Raw genomic sequence first — 21,428 nt, 5'->3', positions numbered from 1 at the left:
TCCCCCTTCCTTATTTGTCAGTTTTAGTTGGAAGGACTTCTCCACGATAGATCCACACTTTGACACCTAATTTACCATAAGTTGTGTCTGCTTCCGCTGTACCATAATCAATGTCAGCACGTAAAGTGTGTAGTGGTACTGTCCCTTCGCTGTAATGTTCTGCACGAGCGATATCTGCTCCGCCTAGACGACCAGAAACTTGTGTTTTAATCCCTTTTGCTCCACCGCGCATTGCACGTTGAATTGCTTGTTTTTGTGCACGACGGAAGGAAATACGATTTTCTAATTGGCGAGCAATGTTTTCTGCTACTAATGTTGCATTAAGATCAACTTTTTTGACTTCGACAATATTTATATGAACACGTTTGCCTGTTAATTGGTTTAATGATTTACGAAGTGCTTCTACTTCGGAACCGCCTTTACCAATAACCATTCCTGGTTTTCCAGTATAGATGGTAATGTTCACACGATTTGCTGCACGTTCAATATCAATAGAAGAAACAGCAGCTTTTTTTAAACGGTTTTCAAGATATTCTCTTATTTTAATATCTTCATGTAGAAAGTCTGCATAGTCTTTGCCAGCATACCATTTAGATTCCCAGTCACGGATAACGCCTACACGAAGACCTTTAGGATTAACTTTTTGACCCACTAACTATCCCTCCTTCTTTTCTGTTAAAACCACTGTAATGTGGCTTGTGCGTTTATTGATTTTACTAGCACGCCCTTGTGCACGTGGACGAAAACGTTTAAGTGTTATTCCTTCGTTTACGAACGCCTCAGAAATAACTAGGTTATCAGGATCCATTTCATAGTTATGCTCTGCATTGGCAATCGCAGAATTCAACACCTTCTCAACAACTGGAGATGCTCCACGTTGTGTGTGACGAAGAATGGCGATTGCTTCACCTACATCTTTTCCTCGAATTAAATCAACGACTAATCGTACTTTACGAGGAGCAATACGTACAGATTTTGCTACTGCTTTAGCTTGCATGCTTTAGCGCCTCCTCTCATTAGCGTTTTGTTTTCTTGTCATCGCCGGCGTGCCCTTTAAACGTACGGGTTGGTGCGAATTCTCCTAATTTGTGTCCAACCATGTCTTCTGTAATATAGACAGGTACATGCTTGCGTCCATCATATACAGCAATAGTATGACCAACAAAATTAGGGAATATAGTAGAACGACGAGACCAAGTTTTTATAACCTGTTTTTTATCCGCTTCATTTAAGTTTTCGATCTTTTTTAACAGATGGTCATCTGCAAAAGGTCCTTTTTTTAAACTTCGACCCATGGATAAACCTCCTTTTTAGAGTTAAGAAACGAGTCTATTATGCCCGCCTATTAATCCGTTATTTTTTACGTTTGCGAACAATATATTTGTCAGTTGCTTTATTACGTTTACGTGTTTTGTAACCAAGAGTTGGTTTACCCCATGGTGACATAGGTGATTTACGTCCGATTGGTGCACGTCCTTCACCACCACCGTGTGGGTGATCACTTGGGTTCATAACAGATCCACGTACAGTTGGGCGTTTGCCTAACCAACGAGAACGACCAGCTTTACCTACACGGATAAGTTCATGTTCTAAGTTACCAACCTGACCTACTGTCCCGCGGCAAGTTGACAAAACAAGACGAACTTCTCCAGATGCTAGGCGTACTAGGCTATACTTACCTTCACGTCCTAGAATTTGAGCTTCTGCTCCTGCTGAACGTGCAAGTTGTCCTCCACGTCCTGGCTTTAGCTCAATATTATGGATGATCGTACCAATTGGGATGTCCTGTAATGCAAGTGCATTACCTAATTTAATATCCGCATTTTCACCAGATTCGATTTGTTGACCTACTTTCAATCCTTTTGGAGCTAAGATATAGCGTTTTTCTCCATCTGCATAATGAATTAATGCGATGTTTGCTGTACGGTTCGGATCATATTCTATCGTAGCAACGCGTCCTGGTATTCCATCTTTATCACGTTTAAAATCGATAATACGGTATTGACGCTTATGACCGCCACCTTGATGACGAACTGTTAGTTTACCTTGGCTATTACGTCCACCGCGTTTGTGTAATGGACTTAATAGAGATTTTTCAGGCGTATCTGTTGTAATCTCTGCAAAGTCAGATACAGACATATTTCGTCTACCATTTGATGTTGGTTTAAATTTTTTAATCGCCATCGTTTTCCCTCCTTACGTTATTTTAATGTTAAGCTTCAAAGAAATCTAGTTCTTTACTATCTTCACTTAGTTGCACAACCGCTTTTTTGCGATCAGCGCGATAGCCACCGTAACGTCCCATTCGCTTAAATTTACCTTTTAAGTTCATTGTGTTTACTTTTACAACTTCAACGCCAAAAACACTTTCGATAGCGTCTTTTATTTGGGTTTTGTTTGCTTTTGTATCTACTTCAAAGGTATATTTCTTTTCTGCCATTAAATCTGCAGAGTGTTCTGTAATGACAGGGCGCTTAATAATATCACGTGGATCTTTCATTATGCAAGCACCTCCCCTGCTTTTTCAGCTGCATCCTTCGTTAAGATCAGCTTGTCATGCGTAAGCAAGTCTAATACATTAACTTCTTCCACTGTAAGTACATTTACAGATGGTAGGTTGTTAGCAGAACGAATGACATTTTCATCTTTTTCAGCAGTAATGATCAATGCTTTTTCGCCAGCTTTTAATGCATCTAGCATTTTCACAACTTCTTTTGTTTTTGGAGCTTCAATAGCAATGCTATCTACTACAATTAGATTTTCTTCTTTAGCTTTAGAAGAAAGAGCTGATTTCAATGCTAAACGACGTACTTTCTTCGGCAACTTATAGCTGTAACTACGTGGTGTAGGACCAAATACTGTTCCTCCACCTACCCATTGTGGTGAACGTATAGAACCTTGACGAGCACGTCCTGTCCCTTTTTGTCTCCATGGTTTACGACCACCACCACGAACCTCAGAGCGGTTTTTAACAGCGTGTGTACCTTGACGTAATGAAGCGCGTTGCATGACAACAGCCTCATGCAATACATGTGTGTTTGGTTCAATACCGAATACAGCATCATTTAATTCTACTTCTCCAGCTTGAGAACCGTCCTGTTTTAATAGTGCTACTTTAGGCATGACATATCCTCCCTTCGTATCTATGATTAGTTAGCCTTTAATGCACTCGTGATTTTGATGAATGATTTTTTTGCACCTGGAACGTTTCCTTTAATTAGTAATAGGTTACGCTCAGTATCTACTTTCACAACTTCTAAATTTTGAATCGTAATTTGATCGCCACCCATTTGTCCTGGTAATGGTCTACCTTTAAATACACGCATTGGGTCAATAGCACCTAATGAACCAGGGCTTCTATGGTAATGACTTCCGTGTGACATCGGCCCACGTTGTTGGTTGTGACGTTTAATAGAACCTTGGAATCCTTTCCCCTTAGAAGTTCCTGTCACATCAATTTTATCGCCAGCTTGAAATTCTTCTACGCTAATTTCTTGACCAACTTCATATTCATCAAGATTTGCGTTACGGATTTCACGAATGTAGCGCTTAGGGGTTGTGTTTGCTTTTTCAGCATGACCTTTTTCGGCTTTATTCGTTCGCGATTCTTTTTGGTCACTAAAACCTAGTTGTAATGCCTCATAGCCATCATTTTCTATCGTACGTTTTTGTAAAACAACATTTGGTTCGGCTTGGATTACAGTTACTGGAATTAATTCACCTTCGTCAGAAAACAACTGTGTCATGCCGACTTTTCGACCTAAGATTCCTTTCGTCATCCGTTACACCTCCTATAATAATCTTTTATTTTATAATTTAATTTCAATGTCCACACCAGATGGTAAATCAAGACGCATTAGCGAATCGACTGTTTGTGGTGTTGGATTAACAATATCGATTAAGCGTTTATGTGTACGCATTTCGAATTGCTCACGAGAATCCTTGTATTTGTGCACCGCACGTAATACAGTGTAAACCGATTTTTCAGTTGGTAACGGAATTGGCCCTGACACATTTGCACCAGAACGTTTCGCCGTATCCACTATTTTCTCGGATGATTGATCTAAAATACGATGATCGTATGCTTTTAATCGGATTCTAATCTTTTCTTTTGCCATTATTTTCCCTCCTTTGTCGCCTATATTATTACAGACATTCTCCGCGAAAATTTCTTGAACACTCGCCATGGCAAAGGGGCCGGGTGTGTCAACAACCTTTCGCATCATCGCCTTTAATGACCAACATTAATATTATATAGAAAAACATTGGCCTGTGCAACCCTTATTAGGGATAAACCTACTCGAGTGCACATCTAAGAATTATACATACTTTTTCACTCGAATGCAAGGGAGACTACAAACTTTTTGATGGGTATGTTTGGAAGAGAAAACAACCTAAGTTTCAGGGATGAATAAAGTAGACATTTTTATTCCTCTAGTATGTCGTAATTTATTATAAATTTTCACGAACTTCTTGTCTTTTACATGCTTTACCTATATTTATCATGATGATTAACCTTGATCTTCTTAAAAATAGTGCTTTTCTTATCAATAGCGGAAAGAGGAACCGACTAGTTTTTTTGGATGAATCGTCATTCCGTTTTTATATTTAAACATTAATAGCGTCGAAAGGGATTACTTATCCGAAGTGGATATCAAGTACGTTACAATTAACATCAACTACGAATTAACAACCATCCTTAATAAGCATCAAATTTTAACTACATAAAAGCAGGTAACGAGTTACTCGTTACCTGCCTTGGTTTAGCTTCTATTTAAGTTATTTAATGATGTTAGTTACAACACCAGATCCAACAGTACGTCCACCCTCACGGATAGAGAAACGAGTACCGTCTTCAATCGCAATTGGTGAAATTAGTTCTACTTCCATTTCAATGTTATCTCCAGGCATAACCATTTCCGTTCCTTCTGGTAACTGGATAACACCTGTTACGTCGGTTGTACGAAAGTAGAATTGTGGACGATAGTTAGCAAAGAATGGAGTGTGACGTCCACCTTCTTCTTTTGATAAAACATAAACTTCTGCTTTAAAATTTGTATGTGGTGTAATAGAACCTGGTTGTGCAAGCACTTGTCCACGGTTAATATCTTCACGAGCAACACCACGTAGTAGTGCACCAATGTTGTCACCAGCTTCAGCATAGTCAAGAAGCTTACGGAACATTTCTACACCAGTAACAGTTGTTTTAGAAGATTCTTCTGCAAGACCGATGATTTCTACGTCATCTCCAACTTTAACAGATCCACGTTCAACACGACCTGTAGCAACTGTACCACGACCAGTAATAGAGAACACATCCTCTACTGGCATCATGAATGGTTTGTCATGGTCACGTTCAGGAGTTGGAATGTACTCATCAACAGCAGCCATTAATTCAAAGATTTTTTCTTCATGATCTGCATCACCTTCAAGTGCTTTAAGAGCAGAACCTTTAATTACTGGTACATCATCACCAGGGAATTCGTATTCTGTTAATAGATCACGAACTTCCATTTCTACTAGTTCTAGTAATTCTTCATCGTCTACCATATCTGTTTTGTTAAGGAATACAACAATAGCAGGTACCCCAACGTTACGTGATAGTAAGATATGCTCACGAGTTTGTGGCATCGGACCATCAGCAGCAGATACTACTAGGATAGCTCCGTCCATTTGTGCCGCACCAGTAATCATGTTTTTAACATAGTCAGCGTGTCCTGGGCAGTCAACGTGTGCATAGTGACGAGTGTCTGTTTCATATTCAACGTGAGAAGTAGCAATAGTAATTCCACGTTCTTTTTCTTCTGGAGCACCGTCGATTTGGTCATATGCCATTGCAGTACCTTTACCAGATTTTTTGTGCAATGTAGTTGTGATTGCAGCAGTTAATGTAGTTTTACCATGGTCAACGTGTCCAATTGTTCCAATGTTAACGTGACTTTTTGAGCGATCGAACTTTTCTTTAGACATTTATAGTTCCTCCTTTAAATAAGTAAAAGTGTATTTATTATGTGTTTTTTATATTCAGCTAAGAAACAACAGCAAGATGTCATTTCTTAGCCTTTAATAAAAGTTATACTTTACAACGAAGAAAAAATCAATTATTCACCTACGTTTTTCTTGATAATTTCTTCAGAGATGCTTTTTGGCACTTCTTCATAATGGTCAAAGTACATGCTGTATGTTCCGCGACCTTGTGTGTTGGAACGTAATGCTGTTGCGTAACCAAACATTTCAGATAGTGGCACAAATGCTTTAACTAATTGTGCTGGTCCGCGGTTTTCCATACCTTCTACACGACCACGACGAGAAGTAACGTCACCCATAATATCTCCCATATATTCTTCCGGGATCACAATATCTACCCGCATCATAGGTTCAAGGATAACTGGGTTACATTTGTTTTTAGCTGCTTTAAGTGCCATCGATGCAGCAACTTTAAACGCCATTTCGTTTGAGTCAACATCATGATAACTACCATCATAAAGTGTTGCTTTAACATCAATTAATGGGTAACCTGCTAATACACCATTTTCCATTGCCTCTTTAATACCCGCTTCAACTGAAGGGATGTATTCACGTGGTACTACACCACCGACAATTTTATTATTAAATTCAAAGCCTGCACCTTCTTCGTTTGGCTCGAATTTAACCCAAACGTGGCCATATTGTCCACGACCACCAGATTGTCGGATGAACTTTCCTTCAACCTCTGCAGACGAACGGAATGTTTCACGATATGCAACTTGTGGTGCGCCGACATTTGCTTCAACTTTAAATTCACGTTTTAGTCGGTCAACGATAATGTCAAGGTGAAGCTCACCCATACCTGAAATAATCGTTTGACCTGTTTCTACGTTGGTTTCTGTCTTAAATGTCGGGTCCTCTTCAGCAAGTTTACCTAAGGCAATAGCCATTTTGTCTTGGTCAGCTTTTGTTTTAGGTTCAATTGCAACAGAGATAACTGGATCAGGGAAATCCATGGATTCTAAGATAACTTGTTCTTTTTCATCACATAGTGTATCCCCTGTCGATGTATCTTTTAAACCTACAGCAGCAGCGATCTCACCACTATATACCGTTGGGATTTCCTCACGAGAGTTTGCGTGCATTTGTAGGATACGTCCTACACGTTCACGCTTATCTTTAACAGAGTTCTTTATATAAGAACCAGAATCTAATGTTCCAGAATATACACGGAAGAATGTTAATTTACCAACGTAAGGATCCGCCATCACTTTAAATGCTAATGCAGAGAATGGTGCATTATCGTCTGATGGGCGTGTTGTTTCCTCTTCTGTATCAGGGACTATACCTTCAATTGGTGGTACATCTGTTGGTGCAGGAAGATAGTCAATAACACCATCAAGCACTAATTGGACACCTTTATTTTTAAATGCTGAACCACCAAAAACAGGGTAAAATTCAACATTTAGTGTTGCAGTACGAATAGCTTGCTTCAATTCTTCGTTGGAGATTTCTTCTCCTTCGAGATATTTCATCATTAGATCTTCGTCTAACTCAGATACTGCTTCTACTAGGCTTGCACGTAGTTCTTCAGCTTTATCTTTGTATTCATCAGGTATTTCTCGAGCTTCTGCACGTGTACCCAAATCATCTTCATAGAAGTATGCTTGCATGGTGATTAAGTCAATAATCCCTTCAAACTCATCTTCAGCACCAATTGGTAACTGAACAGGATGTGCATTTGCGCCTAAGCGTTCTTTTAATGTGTTTGTGGAATAAAGAAAGTCTGCACCTACTTTATCCATTTTGTTAATAAATACAATTCGTGGAACGCCATATGTTGTTGCTTGACGCCATACTGTTTCTGTTTGTGGTTCTACACCTGATTGTGCATCTAGAACTGTAACAGCACCATCAAGTACACGTAATGAACGTTCAACTTCAACTGTAAAGTCTACGTGTCCAGGTGTATCGATGATGTTGATACGGTAACCTTTCCATTGAGCAGTTGTAGCAGCGGATGTGATCGTAATCCCACGCTCTTGTTCCTGCTCCATCCAGTCCATTTGTGAAGCACCTTCATGTGTTTCCCCAATCTTATGAATACGTCCTGTGTAGAAAAGAATACGCTCGGTAGTTGTTGTTTTACCTGCATCAATGTGTGCCATAATACCGATATTACGTGTCTTTTCCAAGGAGAACTCTCTTGCCATGTATTCTTCTCCTTTCTGTTAAAAGCTTTTATTTGAATTTTACCAACGATAGTGAGCAAATGCTTTGTTTGCTTCTGCCATCTTGTGCATTTCTTCGCGTTTTTTAACAGACGCTCCTGTATTATTGGAAGCATCAAGAATTTCATTTGCAAGACGCTCTTCCATTGTTTTCTCCCCGCGCAAGCGTGAATAGTTTACGATATAACGTAGTCCTAATGCTTGGCGTCGCTCAGGGCGAACTTCCATCGGTACTTGATAGTTTGATCCACCAACACGGCGAGCGCGAACTTCAAGTACAGGCATTACATTTTTCATAGCTTGTTCGAATACTTCCATAGGGTTTTGACCACTACGTTCTTCAACAAGTTTAAAGGCATTATAAAGAATGCTTTGTGCTTTTCCTCGTTTACCGTCAATCATGATCTGGTTAATTAAACGAGTTACTAGTTTTGAGTTGTAAAGCGGATCTGGTAAGACATCGCGTTTAGGTACTGCTCCTTTACGTGGCATATGTCCCCCTCCTTTCATCTATCTATCTGAGTTCACTTTATTTTTTTGGGCGTTTTGTACCGTATTTAGAACGGCCTTGTGCACGTCCTTCAACTCCTGCAGTGTCAAGCGCACCACGTACAATGTGGTAACGTACACCAGGTAAGTCTTTTACACGGCCACCGCGAATCAATACAACACTATGTTCCTGTAGGTTGTGACCGATCCCAGGGATATATGCAGTTACTTCCATGTTGTTAGACAAACGAACACGTGCATATTTACGAAGTGCTGAGTTTGGTTTCTTAGGTGTTAGTGTACCAACACGTGTACACACACCGCGTTTTTGCGGAGAATCTTGGTCTGTTTGCTGCTTTTTAAAGCTATTATAACCTTTATTAAGTGCTGGAGAGTCAGACTTTTTCGCTTTACTTACACGACCTTTACGTACTAGTTGATTAATAGTAGGCATGTTTATTTCCTCCTTTCTTGTTGTTTTTTTACAAAATAAGAACTTAAAACTCACCACTGTCAGGGTATTGCAATTCCACACATCCAGGTGGTTCATTTTTTTGCAAAAAACAAAGCTTTCGCGTTTAGTTCGCCAAAACTACTGTTTTTTTATCGCTGCAGTAGATGCACCTACATCGATTCCACAAGCCGCTCCGAGCTTTTTCATTGAATCTACTCGATGACATGGTATATTTAGTTCTTCTGCTAAATTAACTACTTTTTGTGTTATTTGCCCATTTGCATCATCAGCAATATACACTTCACTTATATCGCCATTTTTCATAGCCTTAAGTGTCTGTTTTGTTCCGATAATGATTCTAGAACGTAATTGGGTTACTTTTTCATAAGACATGTATATATCCTCCAAAGCAACAAGGTAATCGGAAGCACCTTGAATATAGTACCATTCTCCATTTTGAATGTCAACTATATATCATGAATTTTTGGTGCTTCCGATAATCCTCTATCACCTGCAATTAAATTCAATTACTGAACGGTTTCTTCTGTAACTTCGTCTTCTTCTACTTCTTCTGGCTCATCAAGTTCTGCTTCAATCTTACGGTAGCGTTGCATTCCTGTACCAGCAGGAACAAGTTTACCGATGATAACATTCTCTTTAAGTCCGAGTAACTCATCCCGTTTTCCTTTGATGGCTGCATCTGTTAATACTCTTGTTGTTTCTTGGAAAGAAGCTGCCGATAGGAATGAATCTGTTTCAAGAGAAGCTTTTGTGATTCCTAAAATGACAGGCTTGCCAACTGCTGGTTGGTTTCCTTCTAATAAGACATTTTGGTTCGCATCTTTAAATTGGTGAATTTCTAGTAATGAACCTGGTAAAACAGATGTATCTCCAGCGTCCATCACTCGTATTTTACGTAACATTTGACGCACCATTACCTCTACGTGTTTATCTCCAATTTCTACCCCTTGCATACGGTAAACCCGCTGTACTTCTCGTAGTAGGTAGTTTTGTACACCATCTACTCCTTGTACACGAAGGAGTTCTTTTGGATCAATAGAGCCCTCTGTCAACCCTTGACCTGCTATAACTTGATCTCCAATTGATACCTTCATGCGTGCATTATAAGGAATTGGGTAGCTTTGTGTTTCCACATCACCTTGAATAACAATTTCTTGTTTATCCTTTCCTTCTTTCACTTCTTGTACAGTACCTTTTAACTCACTTATAACAGCCTGACCTTTCGGGTTACGCGCTTCAAACAATTCTTGGATACGTGGTAAACCTTGTGTGATGTCATCACCTGCTACACCACCTGTATGGAAGGTACGCATTGTTAACTGTGTACCTGGTTCACCGATCGATTGTGCAGCAATAATACCTACTGCTTCACCAACCTCAACCTCATCACCTGTAGCTAAGTTGCGGCCATAACATTTTTGACATACACCATGTTTCGTATTACATGTAAATGCTGTTCTGATCATTACTTTTTCTATTCCAGATTCCACAATTTCTTTTGCTTGGTCTTCCGAAATAACCCTATCTATATCTACAATCACATCACCTGATTCCGGATGACGGACAGTTTGGAAAGCAGTACGTCCGACTAAACGATCAAATAACGGTTCAATTACTTCTGTTCCATCCGTTAATGCGGATACAGTCAATCCACGATCTGTTCCGCAATCAGCTTCACGTACAATAACGTCTTGTGCAACATCAACTAGACGACGTGTCAAGTAACCTGAGTCTGCCGTCTTCAATGCAGTATCAGCTAGACCTTTACGAGCACCATGTGTTGAAATAAAGTATTCTAACACGGTTAACCCTTCACGGAAGCTAGATTTAATTGGGAGCTCGATAATCTTACCAGCTGGGTTTGCCATTAAACCACGCATACCAGCGAGCTGTGTAAAGTTTGAAGCGTTACCCCTTGCTCCTGAGTCACTCATCATAAAGATAGGGTTTCGATGACTCAAGGACTGCATCAATTTATCTTGAATATCATCTTTCGCTTGTGACCAAACAGCAATAACACGGTCGTAGCGTTCTTCGTCTGTTATTAGACCACGTCTGAATTGTTTTAATACGTTATCCACTTTCTTCTGTGATTCTTCTAGTATTTCTTCTTTCTCTTTCAAGACAACGATATCCGAAACACCAACTGTCATACCAGCTTTTGTGGAATAACTGAACCCTAAATCTTTCATGCGGTCGAGCATTTTTGATGTTTCGCTGATTTTGAATCGTTTAAAGACTTCTGCGATAACATCACCGAGAAAGCCTTTTTTAAATGGCTTAATAATGTCGCGTTGTTGAATTTCCTCTTTCACATTTGTAGAACTATCAACAAAATATTTTTCTGGTGTTTCCACTTCTAGGTTGGTTTGAGTTGGTTCGTTAATATAAGGGAATGAATCTGGCAATATATCGTTAAAAATAAGTTTTCCAACTGTTGTTATTAGCAGTTGACTATTTTGCTTTTCAGAAAAGACCTTCTTATCCAGACTAGAAGCCTGAACCGCAATTCTAGTATGCAAATGTACATACCCGTTTTGATATGCCAGTAGTGCTTCGTTTAAATCTTTGAATACACTACCTTCACCAACTGCCTCTTCACGTTCCATCGTTAAGTAATAATTTCCTAATACCATATCCTGTGAAGGAGTTACAACTGGTTTTCCATCTTTTGGATTTAAGATGTTTTGTGCAGCTAACATCAAAATACGCGCTTCTGCTTGTGCTTCTGATGATAAAGGTACGTGGACCGCCATTTGGTCACCATCAAAGTCGGCATTGTATGCGGTACATACCAATGGATGCAGGCGAATTGCGCGTCCTTCTACTAATGTAGGTTCAAAAGCTTGAATACCTAAACGGTGCAATGTCGGTGCACGGTTTAATAACACAGGATGTTCTTTAATGACTTCTTCTAAGACATCCCATACATCAGGATGAACCCGCTCGATTTTACGTTTTGCTGATTTAATATTATGAGCAATTCCTTTTTCCACAAGCTCTTTCATGACGAATGGTTTAAATAATTCTAACGCCATCTCTTTCGGCAAGCCACACTGATACATTTTTAAGCTAGGTCCAACAACGATTACAGAACGGCCAGAATAATCAACACGTTTTCCAAGTAAGTTTTGACGGAAACGACCTTGTTTCCCTTTCAACATATGGGATAAGGATTTTAATGGTCTATTTCCAGGACCAGTTACAGGTCGACCACGTCGTCCATTGTCAATTAATGCATCAACTGCTTCTTGTAGCATGCGCTTTTCATTTTGCACAATAATGGTTGGTGCCCCTAGATCCAATAACCGTTTTAACCGATTATTTCGATTAATAACACGACGATATAAGTCATTTAAATCAGAAGTAGCGAAACGTCCTCCATCAAGCTGTACCATTGGTCTTATCTCTGGTGGAATAATCGGTAATACATCTAAAATCATCCATGATGGATCATTTCCAGAGTGACGGAATGACTCCAACACTTCTAAACGTTTTATTGCACGTGTACGGCGTTGTCCTTGTGCTGTCTTCAGTTCTTCTCTTAATGTGTCTACTTCTTTTTCAAGATCAATATCTTGCAATAGTTTACGTATTGCCTCCGCACCCATTTGCGCTTTGAATGATTTACCGTATTTATCATAGTAAGAACGGTATTCTTTTTCAGAAAGTAGTTGTTTTTTCTCTAATGGAGTATCTCCTGCCTCTGTTACGATGTAAGCCGCAAAATAAATGACCTCTTCTAATGCACGTGGGGACATATCTAACACAAGACCCATACGACTTGGTATTCCCTTAAAATACCAGATATGGGATACTGGTGCAGCTAATTCAATATGACCCATACGCTCACGACGAACTTTCGCTTTCGTTACTTCTACTCCACAACGATCACAGACTACACCTTTGTATCGTACACGTTTATATTTTCCACAATGACATTCCCAGTCTTTTTGTGGTCCAAATATACGCTCACAAAATAGTCCATCTTTTTCAGGCTTCAATGTACGATAATTAATGGTTTCTGGTTTCTTTACCTCACCAAAAGACCAAGAACGAATTTTTTCTGGTGAAGCTAAGCCAATTTTCATATACTCAAAGTTATTTACATCTAGCAAGGGTCTACCTCCCTTTTAGTGTCCATAGATTTACAAACTTATGTCGAAAAAGGGGAGTAGGATCTCCGTTGATCCACACTCCATACCTTTTAGTTTTCTTCTACTTCTAAATTAAGCTTACTAGCAGCTTGTGTTTCTTCTTCTTCTAATTCACGGAATTCGATTTCTTCCTCATCACTAGAAAGCATCTTAACATCCATACCAAGACTTTGTAATTCCTTAATTAACACTTTAAACGATTCAGGTACTCCAGGCTCTGAAACATTATCACCCTTCACAATCGATTCATACGTTTTCACACGACCAACAACATCGTCCGATTTTACTGTTAGAATCTCTTGTAATGTGTATGCTGCACCATATGCTTCAAGTGCCCATACCTCCATTTCACCAAAACGCTGTCCACCAAACTGTGCTTTACCACCAAGTGGTTGTTGGGTAACAAGTGAATATGGTCCTGTTGAACGAGCATGTAGTTTATCATCTACCATGTGTGCCAGTTTGATCATATACATGACACCGACAGAAACACGGTTGTCAAATGGTTCACCAGATCTACCATCATAAAGAACAGTTTTCGCATCTCTAGGCATACCAGCTTCTTCTAGTGTGTCCCAAACATCCTGTTCATTAGCACCATCAAATACTGGTGAAGCAACATGGATACCTAGTTCACGAGCTGCCATTCCAAGGTGTAACTCAAACACCTGTCCAATATTCATACGAGATGGTACCCCTAATGGGTTGAGCATGATGTCGATTGGTGTTCCATCAGGTAAGAATGGCATATCTTCCTCAGGTAAAATTTTAGAAATAACACCTTTGTTCCCGTGCCGTCCTGCCATTTTATCTCCCTCGTGTATTTTCCGTTTTTGAACAATATATACACGAACAAGTTGATTAACACCTGGCGGTAACTCGTCACCATCTTCACGGTTAAAGATTTTTACATCATGGACAATTCCACCTGCACCATGTGGTACACGTAATGATGTATCCCTTACTTCACGAGCCTTCTCACCAAAAATTGCATGTAACAAACGCTCCTCAGCCGATAGTTCTGTAACCCCTTTTGGTGTTACTTTTCCTACCAAAATATCTCCGTCTGTTACTTCAGCACCAACACGAATAATACCTTGTTCATTCAAATTTTTTAAGGCATCTTCCCCAACATTTGGTATATCACGTGTGATTTCTTCAGGCCCTAATTTTGTATCGCGGGACTCTGATTCGTACTCCTCTATATGAATGGAAGTATACACATCATCTTTTACCAAGCGTTCGCTCATAATAATGGCATCCTCGTAGTTATACCCTTCCCATGTCATAAAACCAACTAATACATTGCGGCCTAATGCTAGTTCTCCATTATCCATGGAAGGACCATCTGCTAGAATTTCTCCTTTTGTAACGCGGTCACCTTCACTAACGATTGGTTTTTGGTTGTAACACGTTCCTTGGTTTGAACGAATATACTTTTGTAGTCGGTATCGATCCACATCACCTTTCACTTCTTTTCCGTCTACTTCCGTTAAGCGGCGGACATGGACTTCTTTTGCTTCCACACGTTCTACAATTCCATCATGACGAGCAATAATGGATGCACCTGAATCTTTTCCATTCACATGTTCCATACCAGTACCTACAATTGGTGCTTCTGGATTTAATAATGGAACTGCTTGGCGTTGCATGTTTGCACCCATCAACGCACGGTTTGAGTCATCATTTTCTAAGAATGGAATACATGCTGTTGCAGCAGATACGACCTGTTTTGGTGATACGTCCATGTAATCAATTTGATCACGAGGAACTACTGTATTTTCACCACGAAAACGAGCAATTACTTCTTCATCTGCAAAATAGCCGTCTTCTGTTAGGTTTGCATTCGCCTGTGCGACAACGTAATTATCTTCCTCATCCGCTGTAAGATAATCGAATTCCGCTGTAACTTTACCTGTTTCTGGGTCAACTCGACGATATGGCGTTTCGATAAAACCAAACTTGTTTACTTTGGCATAACTTGATAATGAGTTAATCAACCCAATGTTTGGCCCTTCTGGGGTTTCAATTGGACACATTCGACCATAGTGAGAATAGTGAACATCACGAACTTCAAATCCAGCACGTTCACGGGTTAAACCGCCCGGTCCTAATGCAGATAAACGACGCTTATGTGTTAACTCTGCCAATGGATTCGTTTGATCCATGAACTGTGAAAGCTGTGAGCTACCAAAGAATTCTTTAATAGATGCAATCACTGGTCTTATATTAATTAGTTGTTGCGGTGTAATACTAGACGTATCTTGAATCGACATCCGTTCCCGTACAACACGTTCCATTCGTGAAAGGCCGATGCGGAATTGGTTTTGTAATAATTCCCCAACAGAACGTAAACGACGATTCCCTAAATGGTCAATATCATCCGTATTTCCTACGCGATGTAATAGGTTAAAGAAATAGCTAATAGCAGACAAAATATCTGCTGGTGTAATGTATTTAACATCCGAGTCGATACTAGCATTTCCAATTACATTTAATTCTCTTTCACCACTCGGATCCGTTGGGTCAACAATTTTTACAGATTGAAGGCGAATTGGCTCTTCTAGTACACCATCATTCGGTTCTAGAACCCTTTCTCCAAACATCTCTTCCTCATCTTCTAATAAAGGAATAATTTTGTTTAGCAATTTCCGTTCTAATTTATCCCCTTTTTCCGCAATAACTTCCCCTGTTTCTGGATCAACAACTGGTTCAGCTAATACTTGATTAAACAACCGATCTTTAATATCCAATTTCTTATTCATTTTATAGCGACCGACATGTGCTAAGTCATATCGTTTTGGATCAAAAAATCTTGATACCAATAAACTCTTCGCATTATCAACGGTTGGCGGTTCTCCAGGGCGTAATCGTTCATAGATTTCTAACAACGCTTTTTCGGATGTTTCAGTATTGTCTTTTTCTAACGTATTTTTTAAGTACTCATTATCACCAATAAGATCTAAAATTTCTTGATCTGTTCCAAATCCAAGAGCACGTAAAAGCACGGTGATTGGCAGTTTACGTGTACGGTCGATACGGACATAGGCTACATCCTTGGCATCTGTTTCAAATTCCAACCATGCACCACGATTGGGAATAACAGTAGCCGTTATACCTCTTTTTCCGTTTTTATCTATTTTTTCACTGAAATAAACACTAGGTGAACGAACAAGTTGTGAAACAATAACACGTTCTGCTCCATTGATCACAAACGTCCCCGTATCCGTCATTAATGGGAAATCACCCATAAACACTTCTTGTTCTTTTACCTCGCCAGTTTCATTGTTAATTAAACGAACCTTTACGCGAAGTGGAGCATTATACGTTACATCTCTTTCCTTTGATTCTTCTACAGGGTATTTAGGATCACCTAAACTATAGTCAATAAACTCTAACGATAGGTTTCCTGTAAAATCCTCAATTGGTGAAATGTCTTTAAACATTTCCCTCAAACCTTCTTCTAAAAACCATTCATACGAAGCGGTTTGGATTTCAATTAGATTTGGTAATTCTAATACCTCACTGATTCGTGCATAGCTCCTGCGTTGGCGGTGCCGTCCATATTGAACTAGATGACCTGTCAACTGCTTCACCCCTTAAATCAAGCATTTTCCAAGATTTTTAGCAATATCCTGTTGTGAAAAATATATTATAGTTAGGAAAATATGTAATACTTTATATTCCCCTATTACCTACCACTGTTTTTCGTCCAGCTATGTAATGCATGCTGAACAAACCTATGTCAAAACACGATCACAAGTTTATTTTCAAATCAAACTGATTCATTAGAAATATACTATATACATAGATAGAATCGATCAATCATTATGATCTAAAGTTCTCGATTTTATCAGTGTTTCCGACAATCAATGAATTATACATGTGACTTTTGATAAAATTTCCTCTTGACAAACGAAGTCTCATGTTGGCATTTTATTATATTATCATAAGTGTTATACAAGGTCAAACATTAACGGCTTTTAATAAATAGTATCCTTTATTACGAGCAACAACTTCTACATTGCCAAATACCGTATTTAGTTTTTCCCTTACTGAAGGTGCTCCTTGTTTTTTTTGAATAACGACCCATATTTCTCCTTGCTCCAATAAGCAAGATTTACTTTCTTCCAATATCGCATGAACTATTCTTTTTCCTGCTCTTATAGGCGGGTTTGTAATGATGGCGGCAAACTTACGGTCCAGCAGGCTGGAGAATCGATCACTCTGCTTCACTTCAACATTATCAATATCGTTCTGACGAGCATTGTCTTCCGCTAACACTAATGCTCGCTCATTCACGTCAACCATCACAACATGTCGATTAGGGTAATAATCGGCTAATGTTATTCCAAGAGGTCCATATCCGCAACCAAGATCTAAAAAATCCCCATCTATCGTTGGCTCTTCAAATTTCTCAACAAGAAATCGAGAACCAAAATCAACCTCATCCTTGGAAAAAACACCAACATCACTCGTAAATGTATATTCTTTTCCGCGTAATTGATACTTCCAAGTTTTCGGTGAACTTTTAGATTGGGGAATGTTTGAAAAGTAATGCTCAGTCATTTGGGCACCTACTTTATCGTATTTTATTAAAGCCTTTATGGAGAATATTTCTTGATATATAGAAAGCCCGTCGCAAAAATCGACGAGCTTCCCCATTTAATTTACATAAAATTCTATTACTTAACTTCTACTGTTGCTCCTGCTTCTTCTAGCTTACCTTTAAGCTCTTCAGCTTCTTCTTTCGCAATACCTTCTTTAATTGCTTTTGGAGCATTATCAACTAGATCTTTTGCATCTTTAAGGCCAAGACCAGTGATTTCACGTACTGCTTTAACCACTTTAATTTTAGATGCACCAGCATTTTCTAATACTACGTCAAATTCTGTTTGTTCTTCAGCAGCATCTCCATCGCCAGCGCCACCTGCTACTGCAACTGGAGCTGCAGCTGTTACGCCGAATTCTTCCTCAATTGCTTTTACAAGATCGTTTAATTCTAAAACAGACATTTCTTTAATTGCATCAATAATTTGCTCTTTAGTCATGTTATTTCCTCCTAATTTTTTTTATATCCGAAATATTTTTATACGAAACTAAAATTATGCACCTTGTTCTTCTTTTTGATCCGCAATCGCTTTTGTAGCATAAGCAAAGTTGCGTACTGGTGCTTGAAGAACGCTAAGCAGCATAGAAACCATACCTTCGTAGTTTGGTAGATCTGCAAGTTCTTTGATTTGGTCAAGTTCTGCAACTTGTCCTTCGATCACGCCACCTTTGATTTCTAGCGCATCATGTTCTTTCGCAAATGAGTTAATAATTTTTGCTGGTGCTACAACATCTTCATTACTAAATGCAATGGCAGTTGGACCAACTAAAATATCGTTTAACTCTGTTAGTTCAGCATCTTCTATTGCGCGTTTTGTCATCGTGTTTTTGTATACCTTGAATTCTACACCGGCATCACGTAACTGTTTACGTAATTCTGTTACTTCTGCTACATCAAGACCACGATAATCAACTAATAATGTCGATTGACTAGCACGGAATTTATCAGCAATTTCTTGTACTAGTTGTTTCTTTTGTTCGATAATCGTACTATTGGACATTATTCCACCTCCTATTAAGATTCATCATACCGTTCTTTGAGGATTAGAAAACTTGGCTTTTGCTAAGGCCTTTATAACAAAAAACCTTAGTTGCTCTTGTACAGATACGAAAGTTCTTTATTATCTGCCAATGAAAAAGCCCCCATGTAGACATGGAGGCTTTCGTACAAACGACAATCGTATTCCGATTACCCTTTTTGTATTCAAACACCTCGGCAGGAAATTAAGCGATTAGCTCGCACCTACTGTCTACGGTACAACGTTTTTATATATTTGCAACATGTTTTAGTATAACGACTTCTAGTACACCTGTCAACACTAAATTATTAAGCACGGAAGCTTGATACGTCAACACGAATTCCAGGACCCATAGTAGATGTCACAGAAGCATTACGCATATACGTACCTTTAGATGCTTGTGGTTTTGCTTTTACAAGTGTTTCGGTAATAGCTTTAAAGTTTTCAACTAGTTTTTCGTTATCAAATGAAATTTTTCCAATTGGTACATGAATGTTCGCTGATTTATCCACACGATATTCCACTTTACCAGCTTTGATTTCATTTACCGCTTTATCTACTTCGAATGTCACAGTTCCAGTTTTCGGATTTGGCATTAACCCTTTTGGTCCAAGCACACGGCCTAGTTTACCAACTTCAGCCATCATGTCTGGAGTTGCAACGATCACATCAAACTCAAACCAACCTTGGTTGATTTTGTTAATTAGATCTTGTTCTCCAACATAGTCTGCACCAGCGTTTTCAGCTTCTTTCGCTTTATCACCTTTAGCAAATACTAATACGCGTTGTGTTTTACCAGTACCATGAGGTAACACGTGTGCTCCACGAATTTGTTGGTCTGCTTTTTTAGGATCGACCCCTAAACGGAAAGCAGCTTCCACTGTTTCATCGAAATTTGCTTTAGCAGTTTCTTTCAATAAAGCAATTGCTTCATTTATATCATAAGCTTTTGTACGATCAACAAGCTTAATTGCTTCTTGATATCTTTTACTTTTCTTAGCCATTTTATTTCCTCCTCTATTGTGGTTATAGCGGTTATACCTCCCACTTAGAAAAACGCCAAAACGCTTCTCTAGATGCCAGAGGTTAGAAGTAAGAGAATTAATTCTCTTATTCTTCCTCAAAATGATAAAACTTCTTACAGGTATTCATTAGAAAAACTCGCATTCGCTCGTCTTTTATACTTTCTTACCTTGTAAAAAAAGGTTGCGAGAAAAACATGATATTCTTCACCGCAACCCAAACCCCACATGAATACACAACGGATATTAGTCTTCTACTGTAATACCCATGCTGCGGGCAGTTCCTTCAACCATACGCATTGCTGCTTCCACATCAGCTGCGTTTAAATCTTCCATTTTTGTTTCCGCAATTTCTTTTACTTGATCGCGTTTAACACTTGCAACTTTGTTACGGTTTGGTTCACCTGACGCAGTTTCGATACCTGCTGCTTTTTTAAGCAATACAGCAGCGGGTGGAGTTTTTGTAACGAATGTAAATGAACGGTCTTCAAATACCGTAATTTCTACCGGAATAATCATACCAGCTTGGTCTTGTGTACGTGCATTAAATTCTTTACAAAATCCCATGATATTAATACCTGCTTGACCTAATGCTGGTCCCACTGGTGGTGCAGGGTTAGCTTTACCTGCTGGAATTTGTAATTTCACTAATTTGATAACTTTTTTAGCCACGAGACACACCTCCTTAAAGTCCGTGATGTGGTAATTGGGAACCTTGTCCTAGACGAGACCCCTCCCACTCTTATTCGTCATTTCCTCATAAGTCCGAGGCATAAATAACAAAAGAATTTTAGCATGTTTTCGAGATTATTGCAAGGGTTTAGCAGATTTTAACCTTATAACTTTTCAACTTGAGTGAAATCTAATTCAACTGGTGTCTCTCGACCAAACATGTTTACATGAACCTTTAGTTTCTGTTTATCTGTATCAATATGTTCAATTGATCCTGTAAAGTCTGTAAATGGACCATCTGTTACACGGACATTCTCTTTTAGCTCAAAATCAACTTGAACAACTGATTCATCAACGCCCATACGTTTTAGGATGCTCTCTGCTTCTTCAGGTAATAAGGGAGTTGGTTTTGTACCTCCACCACTTGATCCTAAAAATCCTGTAACCCCTGGTGTATTACGCACCACATACCAAGAATCATCGGTCATTATCATTTCCGCTAATACATAACCAGGAAATACTTTCTTTTTAACCACTTTCTTTTTACCATTTTTAATTTCAGTTTCTTCATCTTCAGGTACAATAACACGGAAAATATTGTCTTCCATTCCCATTGTTTCGACACGTTTTTCTAAATTTGTTTTTACTTTATTCTCATAACCAGAATACGTATGCACCACATACCATTTTTTCTCCATTTAATCAGGACAAGGCTTTGCCCTTCCCTCCCTTATAAAAAGTTTATATGACCACTATGTAATAGGTAGTTTTCAAAGATTATTAAT

The 21,428-nt window shown here is 39.0% G+C and carries 21 protein-coding genes and 1 other annotated feature; all 21 genes read right to left on the bottom strand.

The window, feature by feature from the left end; translation table 11 throughout:
- Positions 1-10 precede the first annotated feature (10 nt).
- The 21 genes from rpsC to nusG all read right to left on the bottom strand — a co-directional run bounded on the left by rpsC (position 11) and on the right by nusG (position 21,341).
- Positions 11-652, bottom strand: coding sequence for a 30S ribosomal protein S3 (gene rpsC, locus GHC26_RS14370; protein ID WP_163971950.1), 642 nt, complete (start codon positions 650-652; stop codon positions 11-13).
- Positions 653-655: 3 nt separating this feature from the next.
- Positions 656-997 (bottom strand): 50S ribosomal protein L22, encoded by a 342-nt coding sequence (rplV, locus tag GHC26_RS14365; RefSeq protein ID WP_163971949.1) that lies wholly within the window; start codon positions 995-997, stop codon positions 656-658.
- A 19-nt stretch (positions 998-1,016) separates the two neighbouring features.
- Positions 1,017-1,295, bottom strand: a complete 279-nt coding sequence (gene rpsS, locus GHC26_RS14360; protein ID WP_163971948.1) for a 30S ribosomal protein S19 — start codon at positions 1,293-1,295, stop codon at positions 1,017-1,019.
- A gap of 58 nt (positions 1,296-1,353) precedes the next feature.
- Positions 1,354-2,184 carry a 50S ribosomal protein L2 gene (rplB, locus tag GHC26_RS14355; RefSeq protein ID WP_163971947.1) on the bottom strand — a complete coding sequence of 277 codons (831 nt, stop codon included), beginning with the start codon at positions 2,182-2,184 and terminating at the stop codon, positions 1,354-1,356.
- 28 nt (positions 2,185-2,212) lie between these two features.
- Positions 2,213-2,500: a 50S ribosomal protein L23 gene (gene rplW / locus GHC26_RS14350; protein WP_163971946.1), complete on the bottom strand. Its 288-nt coding sequence runs from the start codon at positions 2,498-2,500 to the stop codon at positions 2,213-2,215.
- Positions 2,500-3,123 (bottom strand): 50S ribosomal protein L4, encoded by a 624-nt coding sequence (gene rplD / locus GHC26_RS14345; protein WP_163971945.1) that lies wholly within the window; start codon positions 3,121-3,123, stop codon positions 2,500-2,502. Before rplD ends, rplW begins: the two co-directional genes overlap by 1 nt.
- Before the next feature lie 26 nt (positions 3,124-3,149).
- Positions 3,150-3,779, bottom strand: a complete 630-nt coding sequence (rplC, locus tag GHC26_RS14340; RefSeq protein WP_163971944.1) for a 50S ribosomal protein L3 — start codon at positions 3,777-3,779, stop codon at positions 3,150-3,152.
- 30 nt (positions 3,780-3,809) lie between these two features.
- Positions 3,810-4,118 carry a 30S ribosomal protein S10 gene (rpsJ, locus tag GHC26_RS14335; protein WP_163971943.1) on the bottom strand — a complete coding sequence of 103 codons (309 nt, stop codon included), beginning with the start codon at positions 4,116-4,118 and terminating at the stop codon, positions 3,810-3,812.
- 661 nt (positions 4,119-4,779) lie between these two features.
- Positions 4,780-5,970 carry an elongation factor Tu gene (gene tuf, locus GHC26_RS14330; RefSeq protein WP_163971942.1) on the bottom strand — a complete coding sequence of 397 codons (1,191 nt, stop codon included), beginning with the start codon at positions 5,968-5,970 and terminating at the stop codon, positions 4,780-4,782.
- Between the two features lie 131 nt (positions 5,971-6,101).
- Positions 6,102-8,180: an elongation factor G gene (gene fusA / locus GHC26_RS14325; protein WP_163971941.1), complete on the bottom strand. Its 2,079-nt coding sequence runs from the start codon at positions 8,178-8,180 to the stop codon at positions 6,102-6,104.
- A 39-nt stretch (positions 8,181-8,219) separates the two neighbouring features.
- Complete coding sequence (rpsG, locus tag GHC26_RS14320; protein ID WP_163971940.1) at positions 8,220-8,690, bottom strand: 30S ribosomal protein S7; 471 nt, start codon at positions 8,688-8,690, stop codon at positions 8,220-8,222.
- Positions 8,691-8,727: 37 nt separating this feature from the next.
- Entirely contained in the window at positions 8,728-9,141 is a 414-nt protein-coding gene (gene rpsL / locus GHC26_RS14315; RefSeq protein WP_163971939.1) for a 30S ribosomal protein S12, read from the bottom strand.
- 138 nt (positions 9,142-9,279) lie between these two features.
- Positions 9,280-9,534: a 50S ribosomal protein L7ae-like protein gene (locus GHC26_RS14310; protein ID WP_163971938.1), complete on the bottom strand. Its 255-nt coding sequence runs from the start codon at positions 9,532-9,534 to the stop codon at positions 9,280-9,282.
- Between the two features lie 134 nt (positions 9,535-9,668).
- On the bottom strand, positions 9,669-13,280 hold the full coding sequence (rpoC, locus tag GHC26_RS14305) for a DNA-directed RNA polymerase subunit beta' (RefSeq protein ID WP_163971937.1): 3,612 nt from the start codon (positions 13,278-13,280) through the stop codon (positions 9,669-9,671).
- 89 nt (positions 13,281-13,369) lie between these two features.
- Positions 13,370-16,906, bottom strand: coding sequence for a DNA-directed RNA polymerase subunit beta (gene rpoB, locus GHC26_RS14300; RefSeq protein WP_163971936.1), 3,537 nt, complete (start codon positions 16,904-16,906; stop codon positions 13,370-13,372).
- Positions 16,907-17,285: 379 nt separating this feature from the next.
- The gene (locus GHC26_RS14295) at positions 17,286-17,888 is read right to left on the bottom strand and encodes a class I SAM-dependent methyltransferase (protein WP_163971935.1); all 603 of its coding nucleotides are present in this window, start codon (positions 17,886-17,888) and stop codon (positions 17,286-17,288) included.
- Between the two features lie 116 nt (positions 17,889-18,004).
- Positions 18,005-18,370, bottom strand: coding sequence for a 50S ribosomal protein L7/L12 (rplL, locus tag GHC26_RS14290; RefSeq protein WP_163971934.1), 366 nt, complete (start codon positions 18,368-18,370; stop codon positions 18,005-18,007).
- Between the two features lie 54 nt (positions 18,371-18,424).
- Positions 18,425-18,931, bottom strand: a complete 507-nt coding sequence (rplJ, locus tag GHC26_RS14285; RefSeq protein WP_163971933.1) for a 50S ribosomal protein L10 — start codon at positions 18,929-18,931, stop codon at positions 18,425-18,427.
- Positions 18,932-19,054: 123 nt separating this feature from the next.
- Positions 19,055-19,204 (bottom strand) — a sequence feature (ribosomal protein L10 leader region).
- 53 nt (positions 19,205-19,257) lie between these two features.
- Entirely contained in the window at positions 19,258-19,953 is a 696-nt protein-coding gene (rplA, locus tag GHC26_RS14280) for a 50S ribosomal protein L1 (RefSeq protein WP_163971932.1), read from the bottom strand.
- Between the two features lie 264 nt (positions 19,954-20,217).
- A complete protein-coding gene (gene rplK, locus GHC26_RS14275) occupies positions 20,218-20,643 on the bottom strand; it encodes a 50S ribosomal protein L11 (protein WP_163971931.1) in 426 nt (141 codons plus the stop codon).
- 164 nt (positions 20,644-20,807) lie between these two features.
- Entirely contained in the window at positions 20,808-21,341 is a 534-nt protein-coding gene (gene nusG / locus GHC26_RS14270; RefSeq protein WP_163971930.1) for a transcription termination/antitermination protein NusG, read from the bottom strand.
- Between the last annotated feature and the right edge of the window lie 87 nt (positions 21,342-21,428).

The sequence above is a fragment of the Oceanobacillus halotolerans genome (assembly GCF_010993955.1).
Lineage (GTDB): Bacteria > Bacillota > Bacilli > Bacillales > Amphibacillaceae > Oceanibacillus_A > Oceanibacillus_A halotolerans.
Note: the sequence above shows the minus strand (reverse complement) of the source record. Positions and strands in the feature narration are given on the sequence as shown.